13 protein-coding genes are annotated in these 15,714 nt (G+C 37.6%); 5 read left to right on the top strand and 8 right to left on the bottom strand.

Annotated features, from left to right (window positions below; genetic code table 11):
- Window positions 1-19: 19 nt before the first annotated feature.
- The 4 genes from aroF to CBF29_RS08510 all read right to left on the bottom strand — a co-directional run bounded on the left by aroF (window position 20) and on the right by CBF29_RS08510 (window position 4,161).
- On the bottom strand, window positions 20-1,048 hold the full coding sequence (gene aroF / locus CBF29_RS08525; RefSeq protein ID WP_126809323.1) for a 3-deoxy-7-phosphoheptulonate synthase: 1,029 nt from the start codon (window positions 1,046-1,048) through the stop codon (window positions 20-22).
- A 12-nt stretch (window positions 1,049-1,060) separates the two neighbouring features.
- Entirely contained in the window at window positions 1,061-1,924 is an 864-nt protein-coding gene (locus tag CBF29_RS08520; protein ID WP_126809322.1) for a shikimate dehydrogenase, read from the bottom strand.
- A gap of 465 nt (window positions 1,925-2,389) precedes the next feature.
- Window positions 2,390-3,469 carry an NAD/NADP-dependent octopine/nopaline dehydrogenase family protein gene (locus CBF29_RS08515; RefSeq protein WP_126809321.1) on the bottom strand — a complete coding sequence of 360 codons (1,080 nt, stop codon included), beginning with the start codon at window positions 3,467-3,469 and terminating at the stop codon, window positions 2,390-2,392.
- A gap of 167 nt (window positions 3,470-3,636) precedes the next feature.
- Window positions 3,637-4,161 carry a hypothetical protein gene (locus CBF29_RS08510; RefSeq protein WP_126809320.1) on the bottom strand — a complete coding sequence of 175 codons (525 nt, stop codon included), beginning with the start codon at window positions 4,159-4,161 and terminating at the stop codon, window positions 3,637-3,639.
- Window positions 4,162-4,541: 380 nt separating this feature from the next.
- Between CBF29_RS08510 and CBF29_RS08505 the strand changes: the two genes are divergently transcribed.
- Window positions 4,542-4,877: a hypothetical protein gene (locus tag CBF29_RS08505; RefSeq protein WP_126809319.1), complete on the top strand. Its 336-nt coding sequence runs from the start codon at window positions 4,542-4,544 to the stop codon at window positions 4,875-4,877.
- Between the two features lie 277 nt (window positions 4,878-5,154).
- On the opposite strand, the gene CBF29_RS08500 is transcribed toward CBF29_RS08505, so the two are convergent.
- From CBF29_RS08500 to CBF29_RS08485, 3 genes are all read right to left on the bottom strand, one after another.
- The gene (locus CBF29_RS08500) at window positions 5,155-5,838 is read right to left on the bottom strand and encodes a Crp/Fnr family transcriptional regulator (RefSeq protein ID WP_211334268.1); all 684 of its coding nucleotides are present in this window, start codon (window positions 5,836-5,838) and stop codon (window positions 5,155-5,157) included.
- 29 nt (window positions 5,839-5,867) lie between these two features.
- A complete protein-coding gene (locus CBF29_RS08495) occupies window positions 5,868-7,718 on the bottom strand; it encodes a heavy metal translocating P-type ATPase (RefSeq protein WP_126809317.1) in 1,851 nt (616 codons plus the stop codon).
- Between the two features lie 288 nt (window positions 7,719-8,006).
- Window positions 8,007-8,222: a heavy-metal-associated domain-containing protein gene (locus CBF29_RS08485; RefSeq protein WP_126809316.1), complete on the bottom strand. Its 216-nt coding sequence runs from the start codon at window positions 8,220-8,222 to the stop codon at window positions 8,007-8,009.
- Between the two features lie 388 nt (window positions 8,223-8,610).
- Between CBF29_RS08485 and CBF29_RS08480 the strand changes: the two genes are divergently transcribed.
- Window positions 8,611-12,153 (top strand): MucBP domain-containing protein, encoded by a 3,543-nt coding sequence (locus tag CBF29_RS08480; protein WP_126809315.1) that lies wholly within the window; start codon window positions 8,611-8,613, stop codon window positions 12,151-12,153.
- A 268-nt stretch (window positions 12,154-12,421) separates the two neighbouring features.
- Window positions 12,422-13,015 (top strand): TetR/AcrR family transcriptional regulator, encoded by a 594-nt coding sequence (locus CBF29_RS08475; RefSeq protein WP_126809314.1) that lies wholly within the window; start codon window positions 12,422-12,424, stop codon window positions 13,013-13,015.
- 225 nt (window positions 13,016-13,240) lie between these two features.
- Here the strand turns inward: CBF29_RS08475 and CBF29_RS08470 are convergent, their stop codons facing one another.
- Window positions 13,241-13,780 (bottom strand): transposase, encoded by a 540-nt coding sequence (locus tag CBF29_RS08470; protein ID WP_126809313.1) that lies wholly within the window; start codon window positions 13,778-13,780, stop codon window positions 13,241-13,243.
- An 854-nt stretch (window positions 13,781-14,634) separates the two neighbouring features.
- Between CBF29_RS08470 and CBF29_RS14265 the strand changes: the two genes are divergently transcribed.
- Window positions 14,635-14,811, top strand: a complete 177-nt coding sequence (locus CBF29_RS14265; RefSeq protein ID WP_126809312.1) for a transposase — start codon at window positions 14,635-14,637, stop codon at window positions 14,809-14,811.
- Window positions 14,812-15,365: 554 nt separating this feature from the next.
- Window positions 15,366-15,714: transposase family protein (locus tag CBF29_RS08460; protein ID WP_148112411.1), on the top strand; the 349-nt coding region annotated here is incomplete at its 3' end.

The following is a 15,714-nucleotide window of genomic DNA, read 5'->3' as shown; positions in this document are numbered from 1 at the left end:
GAAAGTACCCTCTTCTCTTTTAAATTAATTTGATGCCATTAACCTTTTTCATGGCTTCCTCAACCACGTGAACTTGTTCCATCATATTCAGGTAAGTTTTTTCGTTTAGTGACTGCTGTCCATCAGACCAAGCATTAGCCGGGTCAGGATGTATTTCCACGATCATGCCGTCTGCACCTGCTGCCACACTGGCAAGAGCCATTGATGGCACATAATCCCAGACGCCTACCCCATGACTTGGGTCTGCAATGATTGGGAAATGACTTAATTTCTGGATGACAGGGATCGCACTGATATCAAAGGTGTTTCTTGTTGCTGTTTCATAAGTCCGGATGCCCCGTTCCACAAAAATAATATTAAAGTTCCCTTCGTTAGCAATGTATTCCGCCGCATTCAACCACTCATCGATTGTTCCAGAAATTCCCCGTTTCAATGCCACCGGTTTGCCGGTTTTTCCAACTGCTTGCAATAATTTAAAGTTCTGCATATTCCGAGCGCCAATCTGTAAAATATCTGCATACTGACAAACTAAATCAAGGTTAGCTTCATCCATTACTTCTGTGATAACTTTCATATCATAAGCATCAGCCGCTTGACGGATGTATTTCAGTCCTTCTTCTTCTAGCCCTTGGAAAGCGTAAGGAGATGTCCGCGGTTTGAATGCCCCACCCCGTAAAACTGTGGCACCGCCTTTTTTAGCAATACGTGCGCATTCCATGATTTGATCGAGTCCCTCGATGGAACATGGGCCGGCCATCATCACCATACTGCCATCCCCGATTTTCAATCCGTCAACATCAACCACGGTATCATCGGGATGAAATTCACGACTTGTCAGCTTGTAGGCACTCGACACAGATAACGTACGGTCCACGCCATCGTAGCTATTGAATCCGACATTTCTAACTTTGCTGGTATCTCCTACCAATCCAATAATCGTCCGGTTGTTTCCCTCACTCAAGTGAACATTAAGCCCTTCACTTTTCACTCTGTCAATAACTACCTTCAACTGTTCTTTTGTTGCGTCATTTTTCATAATAATAATCATATACTTTTCCTCCTATAACATTTCCTTAATTTTTTTTGTAATTATTTTTACGGGCATTTTCTCCCCTGTCCACAAATAGAAAGCTTCCGCTGCTTGATGAATCAACATCCCAATGCCATTCATATACCGGCATCCGGAGATTTCCGCCTGCTTCAATAAAAGCGTCTGTTGAGGCTGATAAATAATATCAGCGACAAATAAATCTGAGGGCAACCAGCTGGGGGCGGGAATCAATGATATCTCTTCCTCAGGTGTCATTCCAACACTTGTAGTATTTACCAATATGTCGGCCGAAGCTAAGGTTGCTTTTAAATGTTTTTGATTCTCCAATGGAATCAATGAAATTTTTGTACCGGCAGCTTGTTGGATTTTCTCAAGTTGTGCGGCAACTTTTTCAGAACGACTGTTATATCGTTTGAAAATGATAATTTCTTCAGCTTGTGCCAAGGCCAGCTGTGTAATAATTGCCATAGCAGCCCCGCCTGCCCCCAGCACAACAACTTTTTTCCCTGCCGCTGTCACTTGGTGATCTGCCAAGCTATTGATAAACCCAATGCCATCTGTATTATAACCTACAAGTTTTCCTTGCTGATTGACAACAGTATTCATGGCACCTATCAATGTCACCTCTGTTGCCAGCTCATCCATATAGGGAATCACTGCTTGTTTGTAAGGCATGGATAAATTGACGCCATACATGTCCCATCTGCGGATAGTTTCGATACTTTGAGCGAGATCCTCTTTCTCAATTTCAAATGCCAGATAAACACCATCTGTCTGTGTCAGCTTAAACGCTGAATTATGAATAAACGGCGACAAACTGTGCTTGATGGGTTTGGCTAAAACTGCTGCTAATCGTGTAGCTCCTGTGATCATTTTTTCCCCCTCTCCAACAAAAAAGACGTCTACCTATAGATGCTTTCTACGGTAAACGCCTTGTAAAGTCATATAATCATGTCATAATGCTCTAGAATCATTAGTCGATGACCACCGTAGATATCAATTATCTATGGGGCCTTTCAGACGAAATAATCCTTAGCCATCATAGATACAAACGCTTCTGCTAGTTTGTATCCATCATGTCTCATGGCTACAAACTTATCTAAAATAGCTAAAGTAATAACGATTCAATTGTGAAGTCAAATGATGTAAACGATGTTTCATTACTACTCGCTCCCTTTCAAAGTTTTTCAAGACTATTTACAGTATATGCTTTTCAAAAACGATTGTCAACAGTATCATTAAAATATTTGAAAAAAATGATGAGAATTGTATGAGAAGCGACACAGTTGCAACCTTTTAGATCACAATTTTGTCAAAAAAGCTGACAAAAATTCAGTACTACTCTCCATTTTCCATGTATAATTTCAAGCGTTCCAATGACATGTCCTGAATGCCTAGACTTTCCAGCGAGTGTCCGGCAGTCCAACAATCCTCTTCAAGAATTAGGCTGCCAAGATTTACCAATGAATCCATCACTGGTGTTTGCACACCAACCTGCTTTGCCAATTTTGCCCACTGCGCAATACCAAAAGGGATATCTTCAGAATAGTAGCGATCTTTTACATTGGCAGGACCTTTGATTTTTGCAAAGTTGGGATTTTCTGCCACTGCTTGCTTTACATCATCCGTTTCCGTTCCGCTGCCGATACCGTGAGCTACCACATCCCACTGATATTCAAAACTTTTAAGAAGTACTATCCGCTCTGCATCCACTGCTTCCACTGTCCGAACCACGCTATCTGTAAAGCCTTCTGTATAGAAGAAAAAATCTCCTTTGGCATATTCTATCCTGCCGGCATTCAAAATACATCCCGGCACATGGATAATCGGGTTAAGACTGGAAAGGCCGCAGGCAATCACGCTTTCAGAAGGTTCCAAACCATCAAAAAATTGAGACAACTCTGCTACAGTTTCTCGGGTTTTCGATGCGGGCATAACGCCGACTTTCAAGGGATTAAAACGACTCATCACCAATATCTCCCCATCATCCACAAGGCGCGCAGCATATGGCAATGTATGTGTCTCTGCTAGAATAACCCCTTCTTTTCCTGCTTTTTTTAATTCCTTCCAAAAAATCAAACTCCCGAAAGTACCTGGTAAAAGAAAAATAATTTGTCCCGGCTGTACGACTTCAGATAACTTCTTCGCATAAATTTCATGTGCAAAAGCAGGCACGACGACTAAGATGTACTTGACGTCCGCTACAGCTTCCTTCAAATCACTTGTAACCATCCCAATCCTGACTGTTTCATTGCCGCAAGCCCCTGACAGGTGAATGTTTTTTGACTCAGCCACTTTTTTCATTTTCCCAATAAATGCTTCATCCTCATACATGCGAACATCAAAACCGCGCAAAGTTAAATCTGCTGCGGCAGCATGTCCACCATTACCTCCACCTAAAACAGCAACCGTGGTCATCTCATTTCCTCCTATTTTATGTGATTCTTTCACTTTCATTATAGGACCCATTATTGCCTCAATCAAGGGAAATGGTGATAACTTTCAAGCACAGCAGATTAAAAAGACGTATGAATGATTATGGCTCTGGTACTGTTCAGAGTTCATTTTAAAAATGACCTCTTCTTTTAAACATATTTAGAAAAATATTTAATATATCTTGTCTCAAAAGAAACAGAGGTGATGTCAGCATACAAAATGGAAGTCGGGCTTTCTTCCCAAATCCCATCCGCATCAAATTCAAGAAGATTGACACTCTCAGAGGTAAAAGAGACTATTTTACCAATCCAAAAAAAATCTGAGTATTCATTTTCAATGATTATATTTTTATCTCTCTGTTTTAAGCTGCCAAAAATCTTTTCCCAACTTGAAATATCTATCTCAGGGCTGAGCTGTTCGTTAAAAATATGTTCATTCTTCAAAATTTGGTTGACTAAATCATCTCTATCGCTTATCGACTTTATATCTTGCTTCCTCCTGATACTAAAACCATTTATTTGAAAATCAATTTCCTCTGCTCCAAGGAAAAATTCCTTGTTTTGCTGTAGAGGAAAGTAATAGTAGTAATTTTCTTCGTAGTTGAAATATACCCTAAAAGTACTTTTCGAATTAATACTGTCAGTTATGATTGTTTCCATATTATTTTTGTTCATCGTATCACCGCCTCGTTCAAATAATAGCATAATTTTTATGTTTTGTTTGGGTTGAAATAAAGATAAAACTAATTCAATGAAGATATACATATCAAAATGTGAAAGAAGCGGTGTTTATTTTCTTTAACGAATCTGTCGGGTATCACGTGTAAATGATAAAAATCTATGCAAGTTACAAATCAAGAACTTTGACTCCAAGAGACTTGAGTTTCCTTAAAATTTTCAAGAACATATCCCCGTAATTTGGGTAATATTCATTTTGTTTCTTAGAAAACCAAAATATTTCCAGAAACTAGTTTACTGAATAAAGTTGTCAGACTATTATTTTACAACATGCTATAATCAAGTTAAATATTGTCATATACAAAAAGGAGGAAATCATGAAAAAAGTCGTCTGGATATTTTCTATAAATGTTGATGGAGGTGGAGCCCCTATCGGTTATGGCGCTAATATGACCGGCAGAGGGCCAGAAAAATTTAAAGAGAAACTTAAATCAGAACTATTGCCAGAAATCGAGCTTCAGTTTATCAGTTATGATACACAAAGCCATGATGTTCCAGTTGCTGACTTGATTGTATTCAATGATATTGATTCAAAATTTATTCCTGACGAAATTAAGAAGAATGGTCTTAGTGTCTCACCTCAAGAGGTTTATCAGGGAAACATCGAAGAGATGAAAAATACCATTACGCGTTTTTTAGCTTCTGAAAAGTAGCTGTGAGAACAGGAATAAAGTAAAAAAAAATCTGAAATCTGCGGGATTTATTTATCAGTATCCCTTCAAAATGTTTCACCGATTGAAGCGGCGTAGGCAGATGATGTCCTTGGTGAAATTATCGATATTTGCATCAGGTAGAAGCAGAAACTTATCCCTAAAACACAAATTAAAAAGAGCCGATAATATTCTCTCGAATGTTATCGGCTCTGTTATATCTCTTTATAATCCAAGCACTTGATGTAACGTTTGATGACTGCTCAATATTTTCTATTTATTATACTTCAAACGTTGTTTCAATCAGTTTCTCACAGTCATTTAATATAATTGTTTTCTGTCCTTTTAACGTGATAATACCCCGAGTTTGTAGGGATGATAATGTACGACTTAGACTTTCTTGACTGGTGCCTATCTGAGACGCCAAATCACCTTTTTTCATTGGCAAATCAACAACATTTTTCCCATCAAACAGTTCTAGCAACGCCGTAGACACTCTTTGGGTCACACTATTCAAATTAATCGTTTCTATTGTCTTTTCGGCGGACTCCAATCTTCTGCTCATCACGTCCAGAATCTTTAGAGTAATCGAGGGATAGTTATTAATCATACGTTGAAAATCATTGGCTGAAATGACACACATAACCGCGTCTTCAACTACTTCTGCATTTTCTTTTAGTTCGGTTGCACTAAATAATGTCAGCTCTCCTAAAAAATCACCGTGGGCAACTATTCTGATAACTTGTTCTTTTCCATTAATATTTAATCTAGATATTTTTATTTTTCCGCTAAACACAACATAAAGAGCTGTTCCTAAATCACCGGAAGTATAAACAAATTCCCCTTTTTTGTATTTTTTCGTGTGAGCAATTTGATAAATATTGTTCATTTCTTCTTGATTTAAATGCTTGAAAATCGGAACAGTTTGTACACAATTGAATATTTCATGCTGACAGTCGCTCATTATCATCCCTCCTTTGTCACACAATAAACTTACTTCATGTTAAATCGCAATAATCTCATTCCGTTAAGAATGACCACAAGGATACTTGCTTCATGGACTAACATTCCTACTGACATACTGACAATATTGCTAAACATGACCCCTAAAACTAATATAAACACAACCGCAAGAGCAATGACAATATTTTGCTTCATATTTCTTGCAGTTGCTTTTGTCAAAGCTAATGCATGAGGCAGTTTACTGAAATTTGAGTTCATTAATACAACATCTGACGTTTCAATCGCAACATCCGTTCCTGAACCCATGGCGATACCAACATGGGCAAGCGCTAATGAAGGACTGTCATTCACCCCATCACCTACAAACGCAACTATTTCATCATTTTCTATGCGATTTTCAACAAATTCTGCTTTTTCTTCTGGCAACATATTGCCGTGGGACTCGGTTAAATCAAGTTCTTTACTCACTAAATCAACGGTCCCTTGATTATCCCCCGACAACATGACTAAATTCTTGACCTTTAACCTTTTTAGTAACTCAATATCTTCTTTAACTTTATCACGGATTTGATCTTTTACACCAACAATAATTTTGATGTCATTGTTTATAACTGTTATTACGATAGAATTACCTTGAAGTTCGAGTCTTTCAATATCATCAATCATCTCCTCTGTGACGTTAATCCCATATTCTTTCATTAAAGAGTAATTTCCGACTAAAATTTGATCATCATTGATTGCCGCTGAGATTCCTTTCCCTTTGATGACCTCAGTCTTATCGACTTTGATATAATTTTTTAACGGTATTGATTCCAGTATTGCATTTGCAAGGGGGTGATCAGATTCCCTTTCGATGCTGGCAAGATAAAGCAAATCTGACTCTTTTTTTTCACCATAATAGATTGTTTCTGAGACCACTGGTTTTCCAATGGTCACTGTCCCCGTCTTATCGAAAATAATCGTATCCACTTTACTGAAATAACCGATGACTTCACTTCCTTTTAATAAAATACCATGCCTCGCACCATTGCCAATACCTGCAACATTTGAAACAGGTACTCCAATGACTAGCGCTCCCGGACATCCCAAAACGAGAATGGTAATCGCTAATTCAATATTTCTGGTGAACAACCAGACAAAAAATGCAACCAACAAAACTAGAGGCGTATAATATTTAGAAAATCGGTCAATAAATCTTTCTGCTTCTGATTTTGAATCTTGAGCTTCCACTACAAGTTCAATGATTTTTCCAAAAGTAGTATCCACACCAACTCTATCAGCATTCACTGCAATCGTGCCATTATCCAAGATGGTACCTGCGTACACTTTGGAATCCACACTTTTACTAACTGGCAGCGACTCCCCAGTAATACTTGCCTCATTAACACTTCCTTCACCACTTATGACGATCCCATCCACTGGAACTTTTGCACCAGTTTTTACAAGAATCATATCTCCTACAGTTACTTCTTCTATGCCTACTTCGATATACTTATTGTCTTCAGTTAATTTCAATGCCGTTTCAGGCGCCATTTCCGTCAATTCTTTAATAGCTTTTCGTGTTTTGTTCAACGTTCTTTTTTCTAAATAACTGCCAAAGAGAAAGAGAAAGGTCACAATCGCCGACTCTTCGAAATTTCTGATGGCAAATGCAGCGACAACCGCTATGGTCACTAAAACATCAATACTTACAACTTTAACTTTTAATGCCTGATACGCTTGAATTGCTATGGGCAATACACCAATTACCGACGCAATAATCAGCATGAATTCAGAATAGAAGTTGTCTTTAAGTATCCAGTGTCCCATAAAGCTTAAACTAATCAATGTTGCACTAATAACGGTAATAATATTCTTGTTTTTGAATATAATCTTCTGCATACCTATCCCTCTTTACTTCATTCAGAATAATGATTGTCCAGTAATTTAAGTGTGTTGTAAACTTCTGCATAGCTTTCACAAACATCATCTGGAATTTTATAATCATCGGTGAGACTGTTCAAACGTTTAAAATCAGTTGAAACATTTTCTCCCCGTTCAAGTTTTTATGTGATTTCTTGAAAAATACTTCTTACTTGATGAAATTCCGGATGATTATCCCCATGTACTCTAGCAACAATCGGCATAAGCATTTTTAATTTGTTTATATCTTCCTTCATGTTTTTCTCCTCATTTCTCACTCAATACTGTATAACCGACTTTTTCAATTTTATCTATGATTTCCTTAGACGAAAGCACTGTTTCATCAAATTCGACTTTGACTCTAGAGCTGTTAAATAAGACTTCATATTTTTTTATTCCTTTCAGTCTTTTTAAAGCTCCTTCGATTTTAGCAATACAACTTGGACAACTAATTGTTTCCATTTGAAATATTTTCTTTGTCATCATCATGACCTCCCTTATGACTATATGTTAACCAGTTTTAATCATAATTTCTTTGACCTACGTCAAAATTCAATTTATTTATTCTAATATTATATTCTTACCTGAGTAACCCTTGAGGCAAGCCAATTTTATGTTACTTGCGTTGTAGACCCGTAAATGACTGAAGATGAAAATATAAGAGCGTTCGATCAGCTTGTGAAGTGACAATTTATGAAAAATATTTTTGAAATCTAGTGAGTATAGTCATAATTTTAAATTATAACTTCAATTAATTTTAAAACACAAGTTCGTGAATATCTGTTGACTTTTATTCATAATGCCTTAAAATGGGCTATATGATGTTCAAATTACCATATTATGATGTAATTTGATCAAGGGAGGAAATGTGATGAAAATTAAAAAACTTATTTTTGCAATGATTCTTGCTGTATCCATGCTGATAATTGTCCCGGGGAGTATTTCAGCTAACAGTTCAAAGACATTGAATGATGATGGCCAATCAATTGTTGAAGTGATGCCTGATGAAAACTTACGGAAATTGTTTGCTAAGCAGATGGGATATGACTCTGTAGATGAATTTACCGTTGAAGATCTCAATAGTATTTCTTCGATTTCTGTCAGCTCAGAGAATCTCCACTTATTTAGTGTTAAAGACTTTAAGGGTATTGAGCAAATGAATATTGATGCTCTATATATTACCGGATTAAATCTTAAACAAACTGAGAAACTTATTAAGTATGACTTCACTCCCCTCACCGCTATCAAGAAAATGAATGCTCTTTACATCTCAGAGAGTACCTTCAATAACGGTGTTGATTTTAATAATTTCATTTCTCTTTTATATCCAGTAGGCTCTATTGTATTTGCCGGCAATACAATTATGATTGATAAAGAAATAGACGTTGCAGATTATAAAAAGATTGAGATTGAAACAAAAGATTGGGGGATTAAATTCCCGCTTCTTGGCATATTCGAATATAAGAAAACCGACAAGATATCAATCGTTGATTCTTTAGAAACTGACTCCGAATTTTATATCATCAACGAGTTAGACGAAGAATATGCTTACATTTATGAAGAGGATTCTCACTTAGATTCTGAAAAATCAGACGAAGCTGCACATATCTTTGTGCCTAGTGATACTTATCGCTTCTTATGGGACGATACTGATGTTGAAGATTTGGAATCATTACTCAAACATGACTTTACTTCCAACTATGATGAAGGACTCGCTGCTTTTTCATTTGGAACAGGTACCACCTATTATGATGGAACTATCAATTACACATTTGATGACATTCGCTTTCATTTGAACGTAACATTTACTCATCAATCAAATGTTAAAGTACATTACGTTGACGAAGCTGGAAATCAGATTGCTGAAGATATATCTTTGAGCGGAAAGTACGAAACACCATTTACTCTCGATACAAAAGCAATCGATGGGTATACCTTCGAAAGAATTGAAGAAGTTGGAGACTCTATTGAGGACCCTGTGGTAGATTCTTTAGACCAAACTTATACTTTTAACGATAGAGAATTTAATATTATTTATTCTAAAAACCCAATTATCAATAAGTACACCGTGACTTATACGGATGGCGTTGATGAGGAGGTTATCTTTGAAGACCAAATCTTTGCGGACGTGGTGGAAAACAGTGACACACCTGCTTTTGCGGGCACACCTGCACGAGAAGGCTATACCTTCCTTGGTTGGGAGCCTGCTGTGGCAGAAACGGTGACACAAGATGCTCTCTATACGGCACAATGGGAAGAAATCGTGGTCCCTGTCAACAAGTACACCGTGACCTATACGGATGGTGTTGATGATGAAGTTATTTTTGAAGACCAAGTCTTTAAGGATGTGATGGAAAACAGCGAGACACCAACATTCGTTGGCGCACCTACCCGGGAAGGCTACACCTTCATTGGCTGGGAGCCTACTGTCGCTGAGACTGTGACTGAAAACGCAGTTTACTCAGCACAATGGGAAGAAATCGTGGTCCCTGTCAACAAGTACACCGTGACCTATACGGATGGCGTTGATGATGAGGTTATCTTTGAGGATCAAATTTTTGAGGATGTGGTGGAAAACAGTGACACGCCAGCTTTTGTGGGCAAACCTGCACGAGAAGGCTATACTTTCCTTGGTTGGGAGCCTGCTGTCGCTGAAACGGTGACACAAGATGCGGTTTATACGGCACAATGGGAAGAAATCGTGATACCTATCAACAAGTACACCGTGACTTATACGGATGGCGTTGATGAGGAAGTTATTTTTGAAGACCTAGTCTTTCAGAACGTGGTTGAGGACAGTGAGACACCAGCTTTTGTGGGCACCCCTACCCGAGAAGGCTATACCTTCCTTGGCTGGGAGCCTGCTGTGGCAGACACGGTGACTGAAAACGCAGTTTACACGGCGCAATGGGAAGAAATCGTAGTCCCTGTCAACAAGTATACCGTGACTTATACTGATGGCATTGATGATGAAGTTATCTTTGAAGACCTAGTCTTTAAGGATGTGATTGAGGATAGTGAGACGCCAGCTTTTGCGGGTACACCTGTACGAGAAAGCTATACTTTCCTTGGTTGGGAGCCTGCTGTCGCTGAAACGGTGACACAAGATGCTGTCTATACGGCGCAATGGGAAGAAATCGTAGTCCCTGTCAACAAGTACACCGTGACCTATACTGACGGCGTTGATGAGGAAGTTATTTTTGAAGATCAAGTCTTTAAGGATGTGGTTGAGGATAGTGAGACGCCAGCTTTTGCGGGCACACCTGCACGAGAAGGCTATAAATTTTTAGGTTGGGAGCCTGCTGTGGCAGAAACGGTGACACAAGATGCTCTCTATACGGCGCAATGGGAAGAAATCGTAGTCCCTGTCAATAAATTTACCGTAACATATACAGATGGTGTTGATGATGAAGTTATCTTTGAAGACCAAGTGTTTGACGATGTGGTGGAAAACAGTGAGACACCTACATTCACTGGCACACCTGCACGAGAAGGCTATACATTTTTAGGTTGGGAGCCTGCTGTGGCTGAGACTGTGACTGAAAATGCAGTTTATACGGCACAATGGGAAGAAATCGTGGTACCTGTCAACAAGTACACCGTGACTTATACGGACGGCGTTGATGATGAAGTTATCTTTGAAGACCTAGTCTTTACAGATGTGGTGGAAAATAGTGAGACACCAGCATTCGCTGGCACACCTGTACGAGAAGGCTATAAATTTTTAGGTTGGGAGCCTGCTGTGGCAGACACGGTGACACAAGATGCTGTCTATACGGCACAATGGGAAGAAATCGTGGTCCCTGTCAACAAGTACACCGTGACTTATACGGACGGCGTTGATGATGAAGTTATCTTTGAAGACCTAGTCTTTAAGGATGTGATGGAAAACAGCGAGACACCAACATTCGTTGGCGCACCTACCCGGGAAGGCTACACCTTCATTGGCTGGGAGCCTACTGTCGCTGAGACTGTGACTGAAAACGCAGTTTACTCAGCACAATGGGAAGAAATCGTGGTCCCTGTCAACAAGTACACCGTGACCTATACGGATGGCGTTGATGATGAGGTTATCTTTGAGGATCAAATTTTTGAGGATGTGGTTGAGGACAGTGACACGCCAGCTTTTGTGGGCAAACCTGCACGAGAAGGCTATACTTTCCTTGGCTGGGAGCCTGCTGTGGCGGAGACTGTGACTGAAAATGTAGTTTACACAGCACAATGGGGAAAAATCATTATTCCAGAAGTTAAGCCTGAACCTCCGGTGAAGCCAGAAGAGCCAGTAAATAAGACACTACCAAAGACAGGCATTAACTCGGCAACATTAGCTTGGTCAAGTTTATTGACACTATCTGGTTGTACACTTCTTGCTTTAAGTATTGCTTTAAGAAAAAAACAATCAACAAAAAAATAGCTGGTTAAATCTACCATCCCTCAAAAATCTAAATTTTTGAGGGCTTTTTTGTTTTTCTTTTTTACATGATTATATAGAATTTTCCCCATAAAGATTAATAAGATAGTTAATTTCACTGTAAGAACATCACTTAACCCACTGGAATTATTTTGGCTTGTCTTATCAGAAGTTGATTCTACTGCTCGGTAACAATTTATGTCTAAAATCATAAATATCCTGTTACTTACTGACTAAACATGATATTATTATGCCGAACAGGAGTGATTTAATGAAGTCTAATGCATTTTCTGAAAAAGACAAAGAAAAATTAAGAACCAAGATGTGTGAAGTTTGCGAAGAAAGCTGGAGAAAAAATGGGTATATGAGAACGTCAATCACCTACCTGACTTCACAGACAGGAATATCAACCGGTGCATTTTATTTGCTCTATGAGACAAAGGAGGACGTATTTGTTGATACATTAATCAGAATCCGTACCCGATTGGAAGAACAAATTCAAAATATACTTAATAAGAATCCAAATAAATTCGGATTAATTGAAGCGATGAAATGGATATATAGAGAGTATGACAAGTCTCAATTCTTATATGATTTTTCAAACCCTGACTTCCATTCATTCTATCAAAAACTTTCTGAAGAGAAACTTCAAGAACTGAAGGAAAGCAGTATTGAATATACTAACTTAATTATCTCTCAACTGAACTTAAAAGCTAAAGGGGATGTTGATGTTGCTTATACAGCCTTAAATACACTCTTATATACCGTAAGTATGCCTACTGAAGTTCAATCTGATAAGTTTGCGGCATTTGATACGCTTATCAAAATTGCTGTTGACAGCTTATTTGAAGAAATCAACGACTAGAGACTGAGATGTTTTTTTAAAATATAATCTGAAATATAAAAGACTTACTAAATATCTAAAAAAACATCAACATTCTGGAAACTACTAGAAGTACCATACCAAGGTATTTTAAGATGAAGGAAAAATCTAAAAAAAGAACATTAACCTATGTTAAATTGATTTTGCGTCATAGTCAATTCATGCTCATTGTTTGGTGTCAGAACTTCAACAATACATAAGATTTGACTATGACGTTATTATTACTTCAAGCAGCTCACTTAATATACAAGGCTGACCCATAAGTCTCAAAAATAGTAAAAAGGAAACCAACATCGATAAAAAGATTTGGGTTTCCTTATTTTTTTGTCTATCTAAGAAGCTCGTCCGTTGATGAGCATCTAACTTTCTCAGTTTAACTTGTCCTAAATCTTGACATAGGATCACTTCTAATAAAACTTGTACATGAGGATGCACACGAAAACGATCAATCGTTCTGAAATTGGGTTGATGTGATTGTGTCAGCCATCGAGCACGAATGCTGTCTTTAGCTAGAGCTTCAATTCTTCTGCTAGAAAAAATAGACTGTGTGTAACCGCACAGTATCAACTTCAACATCATTTTAGGATGATAAGAGGTTGCTCCCATCTGGTGCTCAAAAGCAGCGAAGGCTTTTTCTGGTATGCTTTCCACAAGATTATTAATCGCAAAAGCAAGGTCGTCTTTTCCCAAATAAATCTCTAAATCTAATGATAAGGTGACCTGATTCATGTTATAATCTTTGTACATAGATAGCACTCCCTTTTGGTTATGGTTGGTACTTTAATTATACAAGGAAGTGCTATTTTTATCGCTAAAAAAAGGAACAAAATCATAAAAAGATTTCATTCCTTTTTTGTTTTAAATGAGGACTTATGGGTCAGCCTCGTCTTTTTTTCATTGAATAATAAAAAAACAAAAACATATTATCTTTCTGGTAAGATAAAATCACGACAAATAGCCACAAGAAAGGATGATATGCTTTGTCCCATCATATCAAAATAATGCTCAGAATTGTAGACCCTCATTTCATTATTTCGTAATTTTCTCAGGAAAAAGTTCATCATCAGAATACCTTGGTCATCTATACCAAACTAAATCCCGAATTGGAAGCCTATCAACAATTACCAACTGTGATAAAATTTGCCAAACAACGTTATCATTATCGTAATTGTCAGTTCATCATACAGTTAAAAGCTATTTTATTGCACCGACATGTTCTATCACCAAACATGTCGTGTTTAAAACAATTGATTTACTCAAACGAAAAATATCATTGACCTGCATTGCGAAACTCACGCAAGTGTCCATCACTACCGCGATCCGCATCCTTAAAATCTTAAAATCTTATGTCATCAAACGTTCCATCAATTATTTACCAAAAATATTGATGGAGTATGAATTCCGTTCCCATACGGTAAGGGAAGAAGCCATGAACTTCATTTTCGGTGACAACAAAACTCGAGAGCTTGTCGACATTTTTCCAAGTTGGAAAAAATTACTTAACCAAGATGTTAGCTCGTTATCCCTTAGCTGTGAGAGAAAAGGTGGCTTTTTTAGTCACTAATATGAACGCCCCTTAGAACGCACTCACTAAAGAGGGGTTGCCTAAAGCTACACTGATTATCGATTGCTTCCATGTAATCAAACATTTAAAGGATGCTTTCAATCACTTACGTGTAAAAGAAATAAAACACTGGAAAGTCAGTCATCATGAGGAAAAATCCGGAAAATTAATGGGGGCATTTACCATGCTAATTGAAAAACAGACAAACCGTTGATATTAGTGAATATAATCGGTGGCAGCAGTTTGGGACACACCGCTATTCTTTGATGACCGACGCCATGCTCATTGATTAACTATTAGGCTACTCAGAGCCATTAAATAAAGCCTGTGATGTCTTTCATCTGTTGGCCGATGCTTTCCATCGGAGAGAGGATTAGAGAATCATGAATTTTTTATGCGGCTTCAAGAATTACCTAAAGATTTGGATGAGAACTTTCTAAAAAAGCTTCAAAATCTCTTGAATTATGAGGAAGGTATCCGCAATATTTTAATGTTAACCTTACTCTAATGGCAAAATATACGCCAAAAATGCCCATATTAAAGCCTTTAAAAATACGTGGTTGGAAATTTTTTTAATGAATTACCTTATTAAAATAAAATAACAAAAAAAATCTGGTCAGAATATCTATTTCGGCTCTATAATTTATGGGACTGATGAATCAAAAATTGGTTCATCAGCCCTATTTTCTTGTATTAAATAAAAAAACATATAGTTCTTCTGTTACTATTAAAGCGTCTAAACCTAAAAAGTAAGGAGAACTATATGCCATGACCCATGATATCAAAAAATTACTAAGAATTGTAGACCCAGCCTTAAATATTTTAGCTGTTTCCCAAGAACGCTATCAAAGTAAGCAAATACTTATTATTGAAGCTGATTATTTACCTGCTCCTAAAGCTTGCCGAGTATGTGGTTCAAGTCAAATCGACCATGAAGGGAATTATAGGGTGGTTAAAAATGGGACTAAAACTTCTATGATTCGGTTGGAAAACTACCATCACATGCCCACAGTGATGAAACTGAAGAAACAGAAATATTTTTGTAGAAACTGTCACTCTTATACGACTGCTAGTCCCTACTTTATTAAAGAAAACTGTTTTATTTCAGAGCACATAA

This window comes from Vagococcus elongatus (assembly GCF_003987645.1).
Lineage (GTDB): Bacteria > Bacillota > Bacilli > Lactobacillales > Vagococcaceae > Vagococcus_A > Vagococcus_A elongatus.
Note: the sequence above shows the minus strand (reverse complement) of the source record. Positions and strands in the feature narration are given on the sequence as shown.